Here is a 20760-nt window from a genome sequence, read left to right as displayed (position 1 = left end):
GAAGCCGGTATGAATTCACGTGACCGATCGTCCGAACCTGACGACCAGCTTCCCCCCCGCTTTTGCATCGGCATTGACCTCGGCACGACCAATTGCGTGCTGGCATACGTCGATACCGAAGCCGTGGGAACGGAATCCGATCCGAAACTTCACTCTCCCCCTGAGATCGCCCAGCGAAACGAGGGCAGGGAAGGTGCCAACACGGACTTCGCCGTCCGCACGTTTTTGGTGCCTCAATGGGTCGATCTTGGCGTCGCGGAATCCAGGCCCACGCTGCCTTCGTTTCATTACACGCTTCACCCTTCGGAAAATCTCACCCACAGTGGCGCGTATCCATGGCTGAACCCAACGGACGATGACCTGGCATCCTGCGTCGGTGAATACGCACGCGTGGCTGGCCTGCTGCATCCGGGACGTCAAATTGCTTCGGCCAAGAGCTGGCTGTCTCATGAAGGCGTGGATCGCACCGCGGACTTGTTGCCCTGGCACGGCGATCACGATGTCCCACGCCGTTCACCAGCCGACGCCTCAGCCAGCTACCTGAAACACCTGGTCGAGGCTTGGGACGCGGAACACCCCGATCATCCGATGTCCCAGCAAGACATCGTCATCACGCTGCCAGCCTCCTTCGACGAAGTCGCGCGGGAACTCACCATTCGCGCCGCGAAAATGGCGGGGTTGCCTCGCATTCAGTTGATCGAAGAACCCCAGGCCGCCTTTTACGCTTGGCTGGATCGCCACCGCGACGAATGGCAAGAATTGGTCCAGGTTGGCCAGCTCATCTTGGTCTGCGACATCGGCGGAGGCACCACCGACCTGACGCTCATTCGAGTGCGTCCTGCGGACAAAGATGATCAATCCAATGTGGTCCAGTTCCATCGTGTTGCCGTGGGCAAACACCTGATTCTCGGCGGAGACAATCTGGACCTGGCCGTTGCGAAAGCAGCGGAAGCCAAACTTGGACGCACGTTGTCACCACGGCAATGGCAGCAATTGCTTGCCGCCGCACGCCAGACCAAAGAAACGTTCCTGTCGGAACCGCGACCGGAACGCACGACAATCCACTTGCCCGGCGAGGGTTCCTCGCTGATCGGTGGCGGACTCCGCGTCGAAATGACCGCGGAAGAAGTCGACACCCTGTTGCTCGACGGATTCTTCCCCGACGTTGAAATGACCTCCGAAGTCGACTCGCAACAGAGCGGATTCCAAGAGGTCGGGCTGCCTTATGCAGCCGACCCCGCCGTCACCAAACACCTCGCTGAATTTCTTCGCGAGCATCGTCGCACCGGTCTGGATGACCAACCGGCAGATGCGGTGGATTGCGTGGACAGCGATCAAGTCAACCTGGTGCTCTTCAACGGGGGCGTGCTGACCGCGCCGGCGATTCGCAAACGCGTGGTCGGTTCCCTGACCAAGTGGTTTTCAAAACCCAACGTCTTAGAATCCGCTCGCTTGGATCTGGCCGTCGCGCAAGGTGCCGCCCACTATGCAATGGTTCTTCGGGGGCACGGGGTTCGGATCGCCGCGAACCTGGCGCGAACCTATTTCATGCAGATCGAGCAGAACCCACCGCGAGCCGTGTGTGTGATCCCCGCGGACGCGCAAGCCGGACAGTCCTATCGCATCGACCAAGTCCCGATGGATTTGCGAGTTGGCGTGCCAGTCAGCTTTCCACTCTGGGTCAGCAGCACCCGCCTGGCCGACCGACCGGGTGACATCGTCGACATCGATCCCAACACCATGACCGCCTTGCCGCCGATCCAAACGGCACTCAAGGATCGCAAACGCCGCGACCAATCCACGATGCAAATCGTGATCGAATCGGAACTCTCCGAGATTGGCACCGTCGGGCTGTACTGCGTCTCCAATGACAAACGCTGGCGTCTGGAATTTGACATTCGGGGCACGCTGGAAACCGATCGAGAATCGCATGACTACGCCGGAGAATCGGCCGGGATCGTCGATGAAGAAACGCTGGACGAATGCCGACAATTGATTGCACGTGTCTTTGTGGAAGGCTCGCTCAAGCCGTCTCTGCTGATCAAACGCCTGCAAACCACACTGGGCAACTCGCGTGATCAATGGCCCCCGGCGCTCCTGCGTCAGTTGTGGGAAACGTTGATGGAGGTTCAAGACCATCGCCGACGCTCCCCCGCTCACGAATCACGCTGGTTGAACCTGGCCGGTTTCGCCTTGCGTCCGGGATATGGCGTCGCGGTCGATGACTGGCGAACCTCTCAAACCTGGCGAATGATCTACGGCAAGATCTCTCACCCGGATCATCAAGTTCGCGCCGAATCCTATGTGATGTGGCGACGCATCGCGGGCGGGATGACCGCAGGCCAGCAAAGCCAACTGGCGACATCGCTGGGTAAATGGCTGCTCGCCGGAACCAGCAACCAGGACATGGCCGAAGCCAACGAAGCGTGGCGTACCATCGGATCCCTGGAATTGCTTCCCATCGATCAAAAACGAAGCTTTGCAACCGCCGTCATGGAATCGCTGGATCGCAAGAAGGCGTCGCCGCTGTATCCCAGTCTGTATTGGACGCTTGGCCGCCTGGCCTCGCGCGTGTTGGCCTATGGTCCGCTGAATTTGATCGTCCCCGCCACGGACGTATCGCACTGGATTCAAAAGCTTGCACATTCTCGATCACTTGAAACCAAGGACGACGCAACCAGACGGCCAGCAGCATTCGCAATCACACAGATGACCCGACGCTGCGACGATCGTTTTCGTGATGTCGACCACCCGACGCGTGACCGCGCCCTGAGTCTGCTGGACCGACTTGGTGCCCCGGATCACTGGACCGAACTGGTCAAGAATGGCGGGCAACTCGACCACGAAGAACAACAGGCCGTCTTCGGCGACACGCTGCCGCTCGGAATCGAACTGAGAGGGTAAACAGATTCGTTTGCATCCCGCCTCGAATTCCTCGCATTTGCTAGACTGCATCCGCTTTCGAGCTCGTGTCAGTTTGTTCTTCAAGGATGCTATCGGTGACTTCTTCTCAATCCCCCGCCAACGAGCAACCTCCGGCCAAGAAACAGCCCGCCTCCGGCGTGTGGGTGATCGCGTTGGTCGCTCTCGGTGTTCTCGCTGGGGCAGGTTATTGGTTCAGTCGTGGCCCCGCCGACATTGCCAACGACGACACCGTCACCGGGGCCGAAGAAGAAGCGACGCACCTCGCCTCGCAAAACCTCGACCTGAATCGCGTTGCGTTGGCCTCGATGGAGAATTTGGAAACCGACGATGCCGAAACGGCATGGTCCTCGCTCTCCAAAGCTCGCCCCGAGGACCTCTCGATCGCCCTCAACCGGGCCCTGAACCGAGCGCTAACCATCGACGAATTGTCAGCCGTCGCCACGGACGCCTCCGCCAAACCAGAAGAAAAACAGGCCGCCCGCCAGCGTCTGGCAGCCCTGCTGTCCGAAACTCGCGGACTGATCCAAAAGTATGTTGAGCTCGGCGGCGATTCCAATCTTGCCACCTGGATGAACGCCCGCGTCGATTTGAACGAAGCCAAACTGCTACCGCGTTCGGTGATGCAGTCCATCCGCAAGGAAGTTTTCGCAAGGCTGATCGAATCCATCCAAAGCACCGCTGATAGCGAAGGCAGCAAGAACAACTCGATCCTACTGGCGGGCACCCTGACCCAAGTCATCGATGTGTTGGAAGACCCGATCCGGGGGATTCCGCCCACGATCCTGGCTCCTGCCGCAACCACGCTGACACAGCTTTCCAATCAACAACCCAACAACCTTTATCTGGCGGTCCGGGCCGCCCGCCTCGGAATTGCGAACCAATCCAAAGCGGCAGTCGATGCGATCCGGCGAACACAAACACTGGCCGCGTCGATCGAACCCACCCTTCGCCAACAAACCGCTCCGATCGGGAAGACGCCGGGTGAACTGGTCGATGGAATTGTGGCGTCAGTGGAAGCAGGTGAGTTCGAAGCAGCCGACAACCAAATGATGCTCTGGTTCAACCTGCTGAATTCAACCGAGCTGATCAAAACCGATCGTCGCCGAGCTTCACCGCACCCCTTGGATCTGATTCAGTTTGAATCCCTGCGTCGCCTGTCTGCTCAAGTTTCCAAGCAATCTCGCATCCCATCGGCCTCGGGTGCGCTGTCATTTGAACTCGAATCGTTGAGCGTTGAGGCAGCGGCAGATTCCGTCGATCGCAAGCTCCCCGTGCCGACGGAAATGGTTCCCATTGATGCCAACCTCGATTTCCGAATGGATTTGGTCTCGATGCACCCCGGCGAGGACTCCGCGCAGTTGCTTCTTTGGATGCAAGGTGACGAGGGCTGGAAGAACCACGGAACCTTGAACGTGGACGGCCAGTGGACCGGCATGATGGTCGCGGATTTGTTCATGGTTGACTCCAGTTCGTCTGGGCGACTTCGACAAAACACCACCTCACGCAGCCACAACACGATTCGAAGTTTGATCCTGTACGGCGACTCGGGCGCTCAATTGGTCGTTGTCGACGGAAGAGACTTCGGCACCCCCGACGCGACGGCTGAACGCGCTCTGAAAACGGACACCGCCGATGGGCTGGAGACACTCGAGAACGTCCACACCATGCTCAGCGGCGACTTCGAAGGCGACGGTGACCTGGACCTCATGGTGGCAACTCAGAGAGGTTGGGAACTGCTGGTCAACCGCGGCAACCGAACGTTCTTCCCCTTGCCGACGAATGACCAACAAGCGAGCTCGTGGGACACCAATGATCCCCCCGTCGCTTTCGCAATTGCGGACTTGGATCGCGACTTGGACCTGGACATCGTGACCGTCCACCCTCAATCAGGTCGCGTTGGCTGGATCGAAAACTTGCTTCACTTGCAATTTCGTTTCGCCTACTTCGACGACATTCCAGTTCTGCCAGGAGTCGATTCGCTGGCGATCGAAGACATCGACGGCAATGTGTCCTGGGACATCGTGCTGGGGTCGCCTGAAAAAGGCCAACTCGTGTTGTCACACACCGGCGACATCGGTGTCTGGCGAGTGGATGCCGTCACACCTTTCACCTGGCCAACAACAGCAACGCCCCCCCAACCTTCGACTGCCCAACCTGGCTCGCTGATTGTCGCGGACTTGGACAACGACAGTTTCTTCGAATGCCTTCGCGGCGGAATCGCCTCCTCCGCGATGGAACTTTCGCCCAGCTCGAATTCCCAAGATTCCCCCTCCGCCTTTGGCCCGCAACAAGAATTGCAATGGAAGAGCGCGACCGACCATCCAGCGGTTCACATTCGCTCGGCCGTCGACTTCGATGGTGACCTGCGTCTCGATTTAGCGGGCTGGTCTGAAGCGAGTGATTCCCAAGCGTCCACCATCTCCATCGCCTCCAACTCGACGGAACTGGAAGGCAAAGCCGTCTCGGTTCGCTTCAAAGGCATCGACGACAACAACGCGAACAGCGGCCGCGTCAATCACTATGCCGTCGGCTCGGTCCTCGAACTTCGGTTTGGCCCGCACTATCGATCTCGCATTGTCACGGCCCCCACCACTCACTTCGGACTGGATGGTTTGCCAGGCCCCGGAAACCTACGAGTCATCTTTCCCAACGGCCTGACCCAATCGGTTCCTGAGATCGAACCGGGCATCATGATCGAAGAAGAGCAAACGCTCAAAGGATCTTGCCCTTACTTGTATGCCTTCAACGGCGAGCGATTTGAATTTGTCACCGATTGTTTGTGGGCAGCACCACTGGGACTGCAAACGTCCCCCGGTGTGGTCGTGCCTGACCGACCTTGGGAACACTTGCTGGTCGAAGGAAAGTTCTTGGCCCCCAACGACGGAGCCTACGAACTTCGAATCACGGAAGAGCTTTGGGAAGTCGCCTACTTCGATCAATTGGGTTTGTCCGCCATCGATCACCCTCAAGACATCGTGGTGTTCACCAATGAAAAAGTAGGGCCACCCTCCATCGCAGAACCAACGATCCACGCCTTCGATCGAGCGGAGCTTCGACCGGTTTCGACAGCCACCGACACCGCGGGAACCGACGTCACGTCGCTGCTTCGCGAAACGGATGGCGAGCATGTGCAAGGGTTCGAGCACCGTTACCGGCAAGGCCTCTGCCCGCCACACTGGATCGACCTGGACCTCAGCGACCGTGTCTCCAACGAGACTTCCGAGGAAGCAAAAATCCACTTGGTTCTCAATGGTTGGATCCTTCCGACGGACACCTCGCTGAACATCCAAATTGACCAGAACCCAGAATTGGCATCTCCCGAACCACCGTCGCTATGGGTTCCCGATGAAGCCTCTGAATCCGGCTGGAAAATGGCCTCTCCCTACATTGGGTTCCCTGGCGGCAAGAACAAAACCATCGTGGTCGATGTGACCGATTTCATGAACCGAGATGACCCTCGCGTGCGAATCCGAACCACCAACCAGATCTACTGGGACTCGGCCGCCGTGTCCGTTCGCTCAGCAGCCGAGATCGAGCGACTCAGTGGGCTGGTTGACGTGCAACCGCTGCAACTGCAGTCCGCGGACGTGGCTTGGCACGGTTTCTCCCGCCGCATCCACCCCGGTTCCAAACAACCTGAAACCTACGACTACCAAACGGCCCAGGATGCTCCCCGCTGGCCACCTCTGGACGGTCCACTCACCCAGTACGGCCCCGTCGAGGAATTGATCGCCGACTGGGACGATTCCATGGTTGTCATCAGCGGCGGCGATGAGATCCGCTTGCGTTTCGCAGTTCCAAAGGAACCGCTCGCCGCTTCCAAGCAACGCGACTTCGTCTTGCATGGGGTGGGTTGGGACAAAGACGCGGATCTGAACACGTTGGCTGGTCAATCGACGTTGCCGTTGCCATTCCAATCCATGCACGAGTACCCGCCCACCACATCACAGCTCGACGAAGCGATCAAGTCTCGTCAGACCAACGCCAACCATCTTTCGCGGGAACAACCGTTCCGGCAATTCTGGTCGCGTGGCGAGATGACGCGGGAACGACCAAGCCAAGCACCGGCTCACTGAGCGGGCTGGGCAGCGACCTTTTTCGTTGTCCGAAGGTTCAAAAACTCGACCATCATTGAGAACGCCATCGCGAAGTAAACGTAGCCCTTGTTGATCGGCGTCCCAACGGCTTCGCTGAGCAGCACCACCGAAATCAGAATCAGAAACGACAGCGCCAACATCTTGACCGTGGGGTGCTCTTGAACGAAGTCACTGATTTGGTTGGCAAACGTGATCATCACCCCCACACTGATCACCACCGCCGCGATCATGATTGGCAGGTGCGATGCCATCCCGACCGCAGTGATCACGCTGTCGAGTGAAAAGATCACATCCATCACCGCGATCTGAACCAACACCGAACTCACGGTCACCGGTTTTCGCGATTTCACCGCCGCATCGGCCTCGGGCAAATCCATGTCCATCTGTGGATCATCGTCGTGCTCCCCCTCCACTTTGTGGTGAATCTCTCGAACCGCGGTGAACATCAAAAACATGCCGCCGAACAACAAGATCAAATCGCGACCACTCACCTCGTTGATCTCGGCATCGGCCAACAAGTGCTCTTGCAGCGCCTCCACCGGAACCAGCGATGACAGTTCAAAGATCGGCGACTGCAGGCTCATCAACCAACCGATCATCAACAGCAAGAGGATTCGCATCCCCATCGCCAGAAACAATCCAAACCGTCGCGCGAAGGAGCGTTTCTCAGCCGGCAGTTTTCCCGTCAGGATGGCGATGAAAACAATGTTGTCGATGCCCAACACGATTTCCATCAGGGTCAACGCGAACAACGCAATCAACGATGGAACCGACCACAGCGGCGCGTCCGCAGCGACCTCAACCGACGACACAATCAGATCCATCATGGAACTCCTACCAAGGACTTTCAAACCGCAACACAAATTCAAGACGCACCCATTCGGCGGATCACCCGGGTCAACTTCACTCCCGATCAACCATCAGGTCGGTGACAACCAAGGCGCGGCCAAACCAGCCAATCCCATGAGCAATAACAATGCCATCGTGATCCGCCGCAGTCGCTGCGTCCCCAAGGCCGTCCCGACTTTCAGCCCGACCAAGGTGACGACCAGCAAAATAGGAATCGCAGCGGCAGCAATCAACGCCGGTGGAATCACGCGTGAACCGAAAAACCAAGCCAGCACGGCGATCCCGGGTGCCAAACTGATCAGGTACATCGAGAACAAAAACCCACGCATTCGCCGCGTGTCCCAGTCGTGGGCCTGAACCCAAAGCACCATCGGCGGCCCGCCCATCCCGACCAAACCCTGCAAAAAGCCGGAGAGTGGAAACACAAGGTAGCTCCACATCGGATCGACTTGATCACGCGGGCGAGGTCGAAACAACATGGTTGTCAGGGTGGCCGTCAACACCGCCGCGCCGACGACTTGTCGCAGCGTCATCATCGAAAACGATTCCATCCACTGCAGCGTCAACACGCCCAATGGCAAGAACAGCAAACGAGCGGCGCCGGGCCACACCAGGCGTTTGGGATCCAACGAATCGCGAAACGAAATCACTCCCCAAAGATTCTGGGGGATCGTCGCGACCAACAACGACGTCTGGGCTTCTGGAATGGAATACCCCGCCCACAACAGCAAGGGCACGATCACCAACCCACCTGCGAATCCCGCGGCGGCTTGCACGAAGATGCCCAAGCACAGGATGCCAACCAATCGCCACGTTTCTGGCTGAGCCAGGATTTCAAGAAAGCTCACGCGGATTCCGGCGACTCAGACCTTGCTGCTTCCCCGTCTCCCACCAGCTTCGCATTGTTGCGATGCCGAGACTCATCTCGGTTGGTTTTCTTTTCGAGGTTTCGTCGCAGGGCGTCCGTCAAATCGATGCCCGATTGATTGGCCAAGCAGATCACGACAAACATCACATCGGCAAGCTCATCGGACAAATCCCCCAAAGCCACCCCCGGCTTGGTGGACTGCTCGCCCTTGGTGCGTGAAAGGATGCGAGCGACCTCGCCGACTTCCTCGACCAACTGAGCCAAGTTGGTCATTTCATCAAAGTACCGCACGCCAATGGTTTGAATCCATTGGTCGACCTGTTCCTGCGCGTCCGCAATCGTGATGGCCGGAGAAGGGGGTTCAACGGAGTCCGTGGAAGATTGCGACATCAATGGTTTCGAGCGAGCGTCAGGGTTTGGCTAACAAGAGGTAAGTGCCGCTTTTTCCGGCCACTGCCAGGTCCATTTTGCCGTCGTCGTTCAGATCTTCGGCAATGATTTGCAACCCGGTTCCCACACGGCCTTCGTCAATCACGTGCCGCTGAAAGGATTTTGACGCAACATCGAACGAGTACCAGTACAGACACGGAACTTCTTTTCCGCCCGGATCACCTCCGTTGTGTGCGTAGTAGCGTTTGCCGGTCACAAGATCCTGGTTGCCATCGCCATCCAGATCCACCCAAATCATGGAGTGCGGCTGACTGAATCGTCGATCGATCTCGTGCGTTTTCCACTCAATGGAACCGGATGCATCCACCCCGGTGTTCTCCCACCACTGCAATCCGTAGTCGTGACCTTCGCCATAGATCAGGTCGTTGTCGCCATCTTGATCGATGTCTTTGATCAACATTGGCAAACTGGCATGCAGTTTCCAATCCTGGTGGGCGATCCAAGGTTGTCCCCATGGATCGTCGGCGGGTTGTTCGTACCATCCCCAACCGACCAGGATGTCGTTTCGACCGTCGCCATTGATGTCACCAACGCCAATCCCATGGCCATTGAATTGCTCGCCTAATACTTGACGCTTCATTTCGTAGGCTGGCTTCCCAGTTTCCTTTGAATCAGTCGGTTCGAGTCTCCAAATCACCGTCGGGACTTCATTCTTCCAACTGTTCACAATCCATTCGGGACGGCCATCGCCATCGATGTCCTCGAACAATTGGCCTTCGTTAGCAGTGGCTCCCGTGTCAACCAAAGTGGACTCAGGCCACATCTTGCCCAACCGCAACTCTTCTTCGCCTGGATTGCGATACCACTTCACCTCGGTGGGCAGAAACGATCCTGCAATGACATCCAACTTCCCGTCGGAGTCGACGTCAAACAGATAATCGCCATTGCTCTGAACGTATCCGTTCCAGTCTTCGATCGCTCGCAAGGGGCGGGGAGCCCAATCGCCGTTGCGAAACCAATTCCGTCCGGCGACCAAGTCGGTCTTGCCATCGCCATCGACATCCCCGGCGGCGATGCCTTCATTGGCATCCAGGGTCAACAAACGAATCTCAAACGACAACGCCTCTTCCGCTGATAAATCAGCGACGGGAGCCGACAATGATCCGAGCAAACAACAACCAGCAAACAAGGTACGAAACCGCATCAAACAATCACTCCAGAAGAAGAACGCCACTTTTCCCCGTCATTGTAGTTCAAAGCGGCCACTCCCTGGCATCGCCCGCCCAATCCGCTGGCCAAGGAGAGGGAAGAATTTCTGGGCCAGACTGATCAGCTCCTTTGGGACGCACCCAGCCGTTCCATCAATTCGGGTGGCAAGGAACGCAGATGCAAGTCGCGTTGTGGGAAAGCGATTTCCAAACCCGCCGCATGGAAGCGTTTGTTGATTTCCGTGTGAAGCTCGTGAATGGTCTTCAAACGATCATCCAGCGTCGCCAGATAGCACCGGAGAACCAAGTTCAGGGTCGAATCCCCAAAGCCCTCGAATGTCACCACCGGTCCGGGATCCTTCGAGATCTTGGGGTGCTCATCGCAAATGGTTCGCAGCAATTCACAAGCGACTTCGGTGTCGCTTCCGTAGGCAACTCCCACGTTGACGACAATCCGGTTGGTGCTGTCGGTCAGAGTCCAGTTCACCAGCCGCCCGGTGATCAAATCTTTGTTGGGGATCACCAATTCCTGGCGATCCCAGTTGGTCACTGTGGTCGCCCGAATTCGAATCCGTGCCACCACACCGGTGGTGTCGCCGAGCGTGACCACGTCGCCAACGCGGATGGGCTGCTCGAACAACAAAATCAAACCGCTGACAAAGTTCGCAAAAATCTCTTGCAATCCGAACCCGAGTCCGACGCCCAGCGCCGCAACCAGCCACTGAATGTTCTGCCAATGCAACCCGAGCGCCTTGGCTGTCATCAGAATGCCAAACGTGATCAACGCGTAGGTTCCCAGCGTCGTGATCGCGTACCGAGCCGGTTTGTCCAACGGCAACCGTTCCAGCAACACGCCTTCAATCAAACCGGGCAAGTTTCGCACCGACACCCAAGTCAACACGATGATCGGGATCGCAAACACAATGTTCTTCAGCGTGACCGGCGAAACGTTGCCGTCAGCGTCGGTGGTGGTCCACCCCAATTTGACTTGGTCCAAATACTCGACCGCGGGCAACACCGGCGACCACACCAACGCGACACCGACCAAAGCCACGATGAACAGGATGGTCTGCAACAATCGAGTTGTCTGAGCATTGATTTCCGAGGCTTCCATCGAAGTGCTCGGTTCGATCTCGACTCCGCCCGCACCCAACCGTTCCGATTCTTCCAAGCGTTCTCGGTGAACGGCCATCGTCAATCGACGGCGATTGGTCAGCAACCAACGGTTAACAAATCCGCTGATGTAGTAAGTCAGCAAACAAAGCCACAGCGTCAGATAGAGTTGTTCAACCAAAACACGCGCCCCACTGCTCAGGCCGATCAAAGCGATGAACGCGAGGGCCAGTGGCACGACCAGAATGAATCCGAACCAGATGTACCTCAGCCGAGACATCCATCCGTTTGGATTGAGCTGAATGTGTTTGGAAAAGACTCCGGTGGCGGGTGAAAACGATCGCCACAAAACCACGCTGACCAGAATCATCCCCAGCACCAACATCACGCGACTCAGCGCCGCAGCCGCTTGCCAGCGACCAAGGTTCTCCGCGATGCCGTAAAAAATCAAAAGTGGCACGCCGATGTCGATCATCAATCGCAACCATTTCCGCAAGGGGCCGATCGACGTCTCATCGGCCCCAAAGTGCGCCACCGCCAAGCCTTCCCGACGCAGACATTGACGCAACAACTCAATCGGAGTCACCGCCACAGCCGCCAAATGAAACGCCTTGGCTGTTGCCCGGACAATCGCTTCACTGGCACCCGACGCCAGCAACGCGTCCCCGAGGATCCATAGCAATCCAACCAATGGCAGCACCAACGCCCACGACAACAATGTCGCCGCCAAAGTGGGTTTCAAAGAGACGCTTTGACGACTGCGGGCACGTTCCCCGTGGGTCGCGATTCGTCGACGCAAGCGTGCCCCAGCGTAAAGAATGGTGAAGATCGCAATCAATGCGATCGCGATCAGCTCCGGACGATTGAGCAGCCCCTTGAGCACGCAGCGTCCCAAGAGAAGCAAGTTATCGGGATGAACGATCGCGCGAAATACCTGCCAAGAAACCACCAAGTCGTTCAACCGAAATGCTGGCTGACTTTTGATCCAGACGATTTTTGTATCGATGATCGACGTCAGATGCAGTACCACCCTCTGTTTTTGTTCCAGTTGGCTTTGCAGACTGACCATCTGAACGATGTAATCGCTCAAGTCCGAGATGAACTTGTTGACCAACCGGATCTCATCTTCGGACAGTTTTCCTTGAGGCATCGAAACGCCTTCGATGTTCTCCAGCGAGAGCCCGATCGATGAGTTGTCCAGAATCCCCTCGAGAGTCAGTTCCAATTGTGTTTGGAGTGCACGGTTGCTCTCGATATCCTGCCTCAGCTCGGTAATGCGAGCATTGATTGGCGTGAGGGAGGGGAGCTTGTTCTTGAGCAACAGCAACTCGACCCCCAAAGTGCTGGTCAACCCTCCCGATGTTGCAATGTTCTCTTCGATGTCCTTGGAAATTTTCGTGCGGCGTTCGGACAGCTTGTCGAGTTCAGCACTTTCATCATTGAGCGTTCGGCTGATGCGATCTTTCTCGCCGGCGATCCGTATCCAGCGTTCTTGGAGCGATAAGATCAAGGAGTCTTCGGGGTCATCGCCCTTGGCTTCCAATTGCCGTTTGAAATCTTTCAGATCCTTGCCGATTTCGCTTTGTCGTTTCTTCGCCAAGGTTGCCGACCAGGCTTGCGCCTTTGCTTCCGCTTCGGCCAATTCCTTTTCCGCCGCCGTCTTCATCAACGGCAACAAGTCGCCTTGCGATTCGAAGAGCGTCTGCTGTTGCTGATAGGCCGCTAAACGTTGGCGTGCTTCGTCCAGCTTTGCCTTCAGCTCGATCTCCCGAACATGGCGTAAACGTCCGTCCGGATCATCGTTGATTTCGCCGATCGTTTCGCCAGCTAGTTTTTCGATTTCCTTCCGAGTCTGAACAATTTGCTCAGGCAGCTTCTCCAAGGTCTCTTTCCGAGCCGTGATGTCCGACTCGACTTTCTGCAACTTGCTGCGAGCAGCATCCAAGCTGAGACTGGCTTCCGCTTGTTTCTGCTGAATTTGCTCAATCGCCATGTAGCGATCCGCTTCGATCGGCTTGACCACGACATCTTGCGCGGCCAGCGTTTTGTAACGTTTCTTTTCTTCTGCGATCGACAGCAGCGACTTTTCATACGAGGCCACGCGATTGCCGGCTTCCTGCCGCGCGGTCAGGACGGCCTGAAGACTCTTCAAAGACTCCAACAACCGATTCTTCAACATCGGATCCAAGATCGCGTCGTTGTTCACGGATTCCATTTCCGCAGCAACCGCTTCCACGCTGCTGAGGTCGCTCTTCGGCTTGGGGGGGGCTTCGGTGGCTCCGCCGCCTGTCGCGGCCGTGCCCGACGAGTCATCGGCCTGAAAGGGTGCGTAAGCCGCGACCTGCAGAATGGACTGCTCCGGCGCGACTGGCGTTTGAACGGTCGATGAATGGAAGTCCGGCGCAGCCCCCTGACCATTTGCACTGCCAGCAACTCCTGCGCAGAAGCAAATCGCCAGTCCCCAGCCAAGCGACCTTGAAATCGCAGACTGACGAGCAGTTCGAGAACGACCGGAGCGAATGAATGGTCCGTCAAGGAGCATGGTGGATCGTCGAAACAAGGGGTCGGTGAGCACTGAAAATTGCGTTGAAACAAGCCCAGCGAGTGTCACGAAAAGCAGCCCACGACCGAAAGCCCAAACTCAGGCGTCCTCGTGTTTCAAAGCCCCTCTTTCCCGAGCAGGTTCTCAATCGCGGAATACACGCCAGTGTCAGAGCCCGTCAAATCATGTGCCATTTCAGCCCGAGCACTGAAAATCCAAGGTCGTGCGTTGACTCCGAGCCCCCAAATTTGGTAGCTGCGTCGAATATGAACCAGTTTTCCCCGCACGCTGAACTCCTCCCCGTTCCAACGCGAAAATTTTTCGCGGCAGGTCGATGGGTGCCTCGGCGCATTGCGTCCGAGCGTTTTGCCACTGCACATTTACTCGTGTGGTGCGTCAGTTGGCTCGCCCTGGTCGGGTTCGTAACCGGCTGGTTCCCCCCATCCCAGAACGTCATGGCACAATCCACCGCGGCAGGGAACAACGCGGCAGGGAACCACTCGCTGGGGCACTCCAAGTCATCGGCCCCATCCGCTGAGCACTCCGGTTTCATCCTGCTTCGCAATGACCGCGTCCTCCGGGGCGACGTGCAGATCGCTGGTGAATCCGTCATCGTCCGTCAGGGCGGTTCGGAAATCCGACTCCCTGCCAAAGAAGTGATTGGTGCCAGAGACAGCCTGGAGGCACTCTTTGAACTTCGCCAGGAATGGCTGACCGCCAGAACATCGCCACGACCGCTGCCGCGAGCCTTGTCAGCTGCCCGTTGGTGCGTCGACCAAGGCCTGCATCCTCAAGCCGTTCAGCAGTTGATGGACGTCTATCAAATCGATCCCAACAACACCGAAGCTCGACACCTCGAATCGCGACTTCGGAACATCGCCCGCCCGGACTCACCCGATTCTCCGTCCAGTGATGTTCAGCACGCCAGCTACGTCGAGATGTCCGAAACGCAAGTTTCGGCAGTGTCTTCCACGGGCACCGACGAGGACCAACCTTTGCCCATTGCTCCCCCGAAGTCCACGCCGACCGACCGACTGCACGAAGAGGTCATGGACTCTTGGTTGCTGCATGCCTTCACAGCACGAATTCAACCCATCCTCTTGGCCCGATGCGCGCAATGTCACGATCAGAGCCTGAGTGCCGATGCCGGTGATCTGCGGCTGATGCGTCCGATTCACTCCAGTCGTCCAACCCGTCGAATCACCGAGGCCAACCTACGAGAAATCTTGAAGCACTGTGTGCCGGGAGATCCCGCAGCAAGCCCACTGGTGAGAATGGCCCAACAAGAGCATGGCCAGAAGCCTTCCCAGCGTCAAAACGCAACGTTCTTGCCCAGCGATTCGGCGCTCCTGAAAACATTGGAAAGCTTTGTTGATCAGCTGCCACGACTCAGCGAATTGAAAGCATCTCTTCCCGAGCCCAACGCCCCCCGATCGCCAATCAAAGCGTCCACCCACCCAGTCGCAGCGGCGTCGTTTGTGGCAGAGTCAGCAGGGACCGATGCGGCGAACAAAGAATTTGATTCGTCCCCATCCTGGTCGCCACTTGAAAACGCTGATGTCAAGCTCTCACCGGGCGAGAAACCAACCATCGCCACCACTGAAAGCGAAGCACGGGATCGTCCCCGACGTTTGCCGAAAGTCGAACAACCTCTCTCCAAAGATCTGTTCAATCGCCAAACAGAACTGATCGAATTGTTCCGGGGAACGCTTCCCACGCGAGCTGATTGAGCGGGTTGCTTTTGGGTCCTGCTTTTGGGTCCTGCTTTTGGGTCCTGCTTTTGGGTCCTGCTTTTGGGTCCTGCTTTTGGGTCCTGCTTTGGGTTCGATCGATTCGCTGCGAACCTTTGGCAACCCGTGTCCTCTTGTTGTTCAATCAAACGTATGAAAGAACTCAACAGGACCAGTGCAATGGACACCACGCACCAAATGCTGCAAATCAGCGGCCCCGCGACGGCCACCTTGCCTGTCGGCGAAGAATGCTCGCCGATCACCGTGATCGGGACCGATCCCATCCGGCAATCATTTGGAAGCCAAACCTTTCAACAAGCGATCAACAGTCGCCTGGCTCCTGGCGTTTCGCAAGTCGTGCTGAACCCGGACGCCCACGTCGGCTACGGTGCGCCGGTGGGTTGTGTGATGGTTTCTCCGACCCACGTTTATCCCGGTCCCGTGGGGGTCGATATCAAGTGCAGCATGAGCTTGCTGCAAACGGATTTGCCCGAAGAAGAAATCGCGGATTGGAAAATTCGCCGCCGCCTGATCCAAGCGATTGCGAAACGAGTTCCCACCGGCGCAGGTCGTGGTCAACGACATGTTCCCAAAAGTCGTAGTGTCGACGGCCCACTTGGATTCCAAGTTGCCACCGAGGGCGCCTCAAAGTTCGTGCTCAAAGACGGTGCCCCCGCCGACGATTGACTCAAACCCGAATGCCGGCGGCACTTTCCGAATCGTCGGCGTTTGCGTAAGCCATTTCGATGATGTCGTTGGTTTGTTTTCCCCGGAAACCACTGACCTGCGGCTCGCGATTTTCCTCCAGCGACAATGTGAAGTCTTCGATCAGGGGCGCGTGCAGGTTCTCCGCCGGTGGATGAGATTCTCGCGTGACGCCGTCCGCGGTGAACAACATCAGTTCGTCGCCGTTGAGTTCTTCGATGGTGACCCGACCGTTGGTTCCGATGACCTCCAAGCGATCGGGAGCGTTGACGGTGCCGAAGTAACACTGCAACACGCCATGAACTCCGCTGGTGAATTGCACCAACAACGTCGCCACTTGCTCGGCTTCATAGTCAGGCGAATCGACCCGACTGGATTGAACGGATTGGACATTGCCCATCAAGTACAGGAACAAATCCAAACGGTGACTGCCAATGTCCATCAACGGCCCTCCGCCACCTCGGGCAAGCACCACCCGCCAATCATCCGCAGGAAACCGGTTGGGGTTGCCGGTCACGCAAGCAATCGACAGCACATGCCCCAAAGCCCCTGACTCGATCAGTTGTTTGATCCGTTCAACTGCGGGATAGAAACGCCGGTAGTAGGCGACGCCCAGAGTCACCCCCGCGTTTTCACAGGCGGTGATCATGCGTTGGCATTGTTCCGGATCGATCGCCATCGGCTTTTCAACCAACACATGCTTGCCCGCATTCGCCGCCGCGATTGTTTGTGGGCAGTGGCAATCGACCGGCGTGGCAATGTAAACCGCATCCACTTCCGGCGATGCGATCAATTGCTCCGCGTCGGTGAATCGATGCGGAACGCCGTGCTGATCCGCAAACCGGTTCAGTTCCTGTTCGCTGCGCCGGCAAACGGCGACCAATTCGGAACGCGGGTCGTCCTTGATCGCCGCGGCAACGCGTTTGTGGGCAATGTCACCCGTGCCGATCAGTCCCCAGCGGATTGTCATTGAGATTCACTTCCTTTTGATCCGACGGACTCGGCAACAGGGCAAGAAACTTTGATGAGGGAGGGAAGGCTGAGTGAATGCAACTGCAATGCAACCAATCCTGCCCCGAAACAGCTCACGGAATCAACGGTTCGCAGCGGCAGCTTTTTGGGCCGCGTTGCTGATCGCGTCGACGTTTTCGAGCACCAAGAAGTGACCGTGGTCACTGGTGACAAACACAGCGGTATCGTCCCAGGCCTCATTTTCCTCGACCCAGTTCACGATGGTTCCAAAGGCCTTGTCGCCACTGAGCACCGCTCCGATGCTGCTATCCAAATTATTCGCGTGGTTGGCCCAGTCAACATCGCCAGCTTCGACCAACAACCAGAACTTGGAGCGTTCGTCGGTGCCCTTTTCCGGAGCCGACAAGAACTGCAAGGCGGACTGAGTCATGTCTGACAGCGTTGGATTTTCAATCACATCGGCTTGGGTGTAACGTTCCGTTCCTTTGACATCAAAGGTTGGATTGAAATTGCCATCGGCAGTTTGGAACGGCAGGTGTCCGCCTTTGGTACCGAAGAAGCCCATCAAGCGAGCGTCTTCCGCGATTGCTTTTTCGGTGGCGTCTTGCAACACGTCCGCGCCGGGACGACCTTCGGTCCGTTCGACCAACACGTACGAATGAGGTTTGCCTTCTGCGTAGTTCTTCTTCAAGGTGTCACGATCCGACTCATGAAAGTACTTGTTGCCTTCCATGAAGTTTTCGCCTTGGGATTTGTCTGCCCCGGTGCCTTCGCCCCATCCGCCGCCAATCAACAAGTCCAATCCAGGCAGCGGATCGTTGCGATGGGAGGCGGATGGCAACCCCACCAAGTCTCGGCTGATGTCTTGATAGTCCTGGCGAATGACATTGTTTGCATACGAAGCTGCTGGGGTGGCATGGCTGACGGGAACGCTGGTCACCGCCCCCACCTTGAAGCCATCGGCTTGTAATTTCTGAGCGACTGGCACCGCGTGAGATCCATCGGGCATCACGTTGATCGAACCGTTGTAAGTCTTCACGCCGGCCATCAAACTGGTTGCCGTCGCAGCGGAATCAGCGACCGTGTGCGGGACCAAGCGGTCTTGTCCAATCACATATTCACGACGGGATTGCTCATGCCACGGCTTCGCTCCCCCATGCTCGGCGGAGAAGCCACCGGTGGACACCGAATGGGGTGCCGTGATGCTTTGTGAGTTGACGTCAAACTTCGTGCCCGACGAAAACGGTGTCGTGACGATGAAGGCAAAGTCCGTCTTCACGCCGCGATAGTCTTGGAACAACAACCCCGTCCCACGGCCGGTGTCATAGCGATTGCTTTGATTGCGATACAAAGCCGCCGCACGCGTCGTTGGCCAATCCATTCCGTCATAGACCATCAGGATCACATGCCGTTTGCCCGCCTTCGCCGCCGCCATCTGCAAATCGTGCACGTCGATCTGATCGTGGTAGTTGGCGTGGGGGTTCAAAGACTTTTCGTCCACGCGTCCGAAGTGCGCTCGCATGCGATCCGGGTTGCTGTACAGGCTTCCTTTTTCTCGCAGTTCATTCAGCGTGAAGCCGAACGTGTAGAGCGGAACCAACCGATTGCTGTGGTTGGTCCAGGTGCTGTACTTCTTGGGATTGCTGCCCCAATGCCCCCAAGGTGCCGATTGTTTCTTGATTGCGTTGGACTGCATGTCTCGCATCGGATCGACGATCGGCTCCCCTGAAGCCGTCATGCCAGGTGCTCTCGAATCATCGACGTCGACCAAACTCTTGGCCTTCTCAAGAATCGTCCCAACGGTTTCCTCCGCAACCACGGGCCTGACTGCCAGCCCTGCAAACGAGGAAAAAAGCAAGCAAGCAACGAGCAGCAAACGCGTCGAAATCATTGATTCACGGAACTTTTGAAGGAGGGCGTGGGAGGCAGGGCAACAGACGAAGTGACATCATGTCTTCAAAAGTCCACTCGTCAAACCGGGCGATGGCAAAGATCGTAATAAGAACCGGTACAGAAGTGTCCTCAGAATTCGATCGCTGCCTGAGAGATGATCGTGGCGTCTCCCCCAGTGGACGTCCCAGTTCAGTCAAACCGCAACGATTAGGGGAACTCTGCTCCTCGACAAACCGTGATGAGGTGACATTCCACGCCACCCCCCTGTCAAAATTCCTTGACGACGCGATCCCACAGTCGTACTCTCACTGTCTCTGCCCTGGACTCGATTGCTGGGCACGATCTTCCAGAGCACGGGCCACCAAAGCACGGAGGAATGACACTGGCATGACGAGCGCAAAACCCGATCTTCGGAGGGTGATACCAATGATCGCCCCGTCTGCGACGGTCCGGGACGGTGACAACACCTCCCAAACCATCCTGATCAACGCGGCTTTCCTGCAAGAGATCAAGGACAGCAATCCCAATCTCTGGCTGGCGGCCAGTGAATTGAGAGCTCTCTGCGAAACGGAACACTGGGACGCCGACACGACCAGCCAGGCTCTTATCAAGCAATTCGTGCGAGCCCTCGGTGAATTGAGAGACCTGATTGCCTTTCAATTTGGCCTGGAGGAATCCTACGGCTACCTAAGAACCGTCGGGCCAACCCCCCAACTGGCCCATGCTTCACCTGACTTTGAAGAGGTGCAGCAGCAGCTTCAATTGGCCCTCGAACAGCACCAAAGGCTGTACCTGGACCTTTGTGATCTCGTGGAGCAGTCCGAGGAATTACAATATCGAGGTTGTGATCGATCGGCGGTGGTCACCTTTGCCGAACAAGTTGCCCACTTCACACGTCAGATGACCCGTCACGAACGTCTCGAAGCCGAACTGATCGAAAGGGAGTTGTAGAATGCTAGGCGATTCACGCACCAAACCAATGGAAATTCTGTTGGTCGAAGATGGTTTGGTCGACGCGCGAGTGACGATCCATGCACTGCGACGAAGCGGTCTGCACCACCGGTTGACGCTGGTTCGCAGCGTTCATGAAGCGATCTTGTTCATGAAACGAACCGGCATCTTCGCTCGCGCTCCGCGCCTGGACTTGCTGCTCCTGGACATGATCCTGCCCGATGGCACCGGAATCGACGTGCTGGAAGAAATGCGTGAACTGCAGTCTGACGCGGCGCGTGTCACGACCGTGGTGTTGACCGCCTGCGAGGACGCTTCGTATCGAACTCGATGCGATGAACTGGGAGTCTGCGACTACATTCAAAAACCAGTCAGCGAAGACGAGTTCCTGCGAGTCGTTCGCGACCACAAGAAATTGATGATCCACCTGCAACAGGCCGCCGTGTCCGCCGCCGCAGGCAATCACAGCCCGGCACGATCCGGCACGATGGGCGTCTAGCCGCGGTGGACAGGCCGG

At 57.2% G+C, this 20760-nt stretch carries 12 protein-coding genes and 1 pseudogene; 6 read left to right on the top strand and 7 right to left on the bottom strand.

Going from position 1 to position 20760, the window contains the following annotated elements; translation table 11 throughout:
* Nucleotides 1–9 precede the first annotated feature (9 nt).
* Together PSR62_RS12345 and PSR62_RS12340 are read left to right on the top strand one after the other, a co-directional pair.
* Nucleotides 10–2904, top strand: a complete 2895-nt coding sequence (locus tag PSR62_RS12345; RefSeq protein ID WP_274408039.1) for an Hsp70 family protein — start codon at nucleotides 10–12, stop codon at nucleotides 2902–2904.
* 95 nt (nucleotides 2905–2999) lie between these two features.
* Nucleotides 3000–7001, top strand: coding sequence for an FG-GAP-like repeat-containing protein (locus PSR62_RS12340; protein WP_274408038.1), 4002 nt, complete (start codon nucleotides 3000–3002; stop codon nucleotides 6999–7001).
* On the opposite strand, the gene PSR62_RS12335 is transcribed toward PSR62_RS12340, so the two are convergent.
* The 5 genes from PSR62_RS12335 to PSR62_RS12315 all read right to left on the bottom strand — a co-directional run bounded on the left by PSR62_RS12335 (nucleotide 6995) and on the right by PSR62_RS12315 (nucleotide 13992).
* Nucleotides 6995–7849, bottom strand: coding sequence for a TerC family protein (locus tag PSR62_RS12335; RefSeq protein WP_274408037.1), 855 nt, complete (start codon nucleotides 7847–7849; stop codon nucleotides 6995–6997). The two genes, PSR62_RS12340 and PSR62_RS12335, sit on opposite strands and share 7 nt — an antisense overlap.
* 93 nt (nucleotides 7850–7942) lie before the next feature.
* The gene (locus tag PSR62_RS12330; protein WP_274408036.1) at nucleotides 7943–8719 is read right to left on the bottom strand and encodes a sulfite exporter TauE/SafE family protein; all 777 of its coding nucleotides are present in this window, start codon (nucleotides 8717–8719) and stop codon (nucleotides 7943–7945) included.
* Nucleotides 8716–9129 carry a nucleotide pyrophosphohydrolase gene (locus tag PSR62_RS12325; RefSeq protein ID WP_274408035.1) on the bottom strand — a complete coding sequence of 138 codons (414 nt, stop codon included), beginning with the start codon at nucleotides 9127–9129 and terminating at the stop codon, nucleotides 8716–8718. The genes PSR62_RS12330 and PSR62_RS12325 overlap by 4 nt, the downstream gene beginning before the upstream one ends.
* A gap of 19 nt (nucleotides 9130–9148) precedes the next feature.
* A complete protein-coding gene (locus PSR62_RS12320; RefSeq protein WP_274408034.1) occupies nucleotides 9149–10333 on the bottom strand; it encodes an FG-GAP repeat domain-containing protein in 1185 nt (394 codons plus the stop codon).
* A gap of 125 nt (nucleotides 10334–10458) precedes the next feature.
* Complete coding sequence (locus tag PSR62_RS12315) at nucleotides 10459–13992, bottom strand: mechanosensitive ion channel domain-containing protein (protein WP_274408032.1); 3534 nt, start codon at nucleotides 13990–13992, stop codon at nucleotides 10459–10461.
* A gap of 455 nt (nucleotides 13993–14447) precedes the next feature.
* Here PSR62_RS12315 and PSR62_RS12310 point away from each other — a divergent pair, with 455 nt between their 5' ends.
* Both PSR62_RS12310 and PSR62_RS12305 read left to right on the top strand, forming a co-directional pair.
* Nucleotides 14448–15722 (top strand): hypothetical protein, encoded by a 1275-nt coding sequence (locus tag PSR62_RS12310; RefSeq protein ID WP_274408031.1) that lies wholly within the window; start codon nucleotides 14448–14450, stop codon nucleotides 15720–15722.
* 101 nt (nucleotides 15723–15823) lie between these two features.
* A pseudogene (locus PSR62_RS12305) lies at nucleotides 15824–16385 on the top strand (RtcB family protein); the annotation flags it as partial.
* A gap of 25 nt (nucleotides 16386–16410) precedes the next feature.
* Here the strand turns inward: PSR62_RS12305 and PSR62_RS12300 are convergent.
* Nucleotides 16411–17397 (bottom strand): Gfo/Idh/MocA family protein, encoded by a 987-nt coding sequence (locus tag PSR62_RS12300; protein WP_274408029.1) that lies wholly within the window; start codon nucleotides 17395–17397, stop codon nucleotides 16411–16413.
* A gap of 123 nt (nucleotides 17398–17520) precedes the next feature.
* On the bottom strand, nucleotides 17521–19290 hold the full coding sequence (locus PSR62_RS12295) for an alkaline phosphatase (RefSeq protein ID WP_274408028.1): 1770 nt from the start codon (nucleotides 19288–19290) through the stop codon (nucleotides 17521–17523).
* Nucleotides 19291–19718: 428 nt separating this feature from the next.
* Here PSR62_RS12295 and PSR62_RS12290 point away from each other — a divergent pair, with 428 nt between their 5' ends.
* Both PSR62_RS12290 and PSR62_RS12285 read left to right on the top strand, forming a co-directional pair.
* Nucleotides 19719–20243, top strand: a complete 525-nt coding sequence (locus PSR62_RS12290; RefSeq protein ID WP_274408027.1) for a hypothetical protein — start codon at nucleotides 19719–19721, stop codon at nucleotides 20241–20243.
* A 1-nt stretch (nucleotide 20244) separates the two neighbouring features.
* Nucleotides 20245–20742 (top strand): response regulator, encoded by a 498-nt coding sequence (locus PSR62_RS12285; RefSeq protein ID WP_274408026.1) that lies wholly within the window; start codon nucleotides 20245–20247, stop codon nucleotides 20740–20742.
* Nucleotides 20743–20760: the final 18 nt, after the last annotated feature.

The sequence above is a fragment of the Rhodopirellula sp. P2 genome (assembly GCF_028768465.1).
In the GTDB taxonomy this organism is placed as follows: Bacteria; Planctomycetota; Planctomycetia; order Pirellulales; family Pirellulaceae; genus Rhodopirellula.
This window is presented reverse-complemented; position numbering and strand designations above follow the sequence as displayed.

Excerpts from the sequence above, each read along its gene's own strand:
- PSR62_RS12345 (WP_274408039.1), top strand. The coding sequence starts at position 10 with ATGAATTCACGTGACCGATCGTCCGAACCTGACGACCAGCTTCCCCCC.
- PSR62_RS12335 (WP_274408037.1), bottom strand. The coding sequence starts at position 7,849 with ATGATGGATCTGATTGTGTCGTCGGTTGAGGTCGCTGCGGACGCGCCG.
- PSR62_RS12325 (WP_274408035.1), bottom strand. The coding sequence starts at position 9,129 with ATGTCGCAATCTTCCACGGACTCCGTTGAACCCCCTTCTCCGGCCATC.
- PSR62_RS12320 (WP_274408034.1), bottom strand. The coding sequence starts at position 10,333 with ATGCGGTTTCGTACCTTGTTTGCTGGTTGTTGTTTGCTCGGATCATTG.
- PSR62_RS12315 (WP_274408032.1), bottom strand. The coding sequence starts at position 13,992 with ATGCTCCTTGACGGACCATTCATTCGCTCCGGTCGTTCTCGAACTGCT.
- PSR62_RS12310 (WP_274408031.1), top strand. The coding sequence starts at position 14,448 with ATGGCACAATCCACCGCGGCAGGGAACAACGCGGCAGGGAACCACTCG.
- PSR62_RS12300 (WP_274408029.1), bottom strand. The coding sequence starts at position 17,397 with ATGACAATCCGCTGGGGACTGATCGGCACGGGTGACATTGCCCACAAA.
- PSR62_RS12295 (WP_274408028.1), bottom strand. The coding sequence starts at position 19,290 with ATGATTTCGACGCGTTTGCTGCTCGTTGCTTGCTTGCTTTTTTCCTCG.
- PSR62_RS12290 (WP_274408027.1), top strand. The coding sequence starts at position 19,719 with ATGATCGCCCCGTCTGCGACGGTCCGGGACGGTGACAACACCTCCCAA.
- PSR62_RS12285 (WP_274408026.1), top strand. The coding sequence starts at position 20,245 with ATGCTAGGCGATTCACGCACCAAACCAATGGAAATTCTGTTGGTCGAA.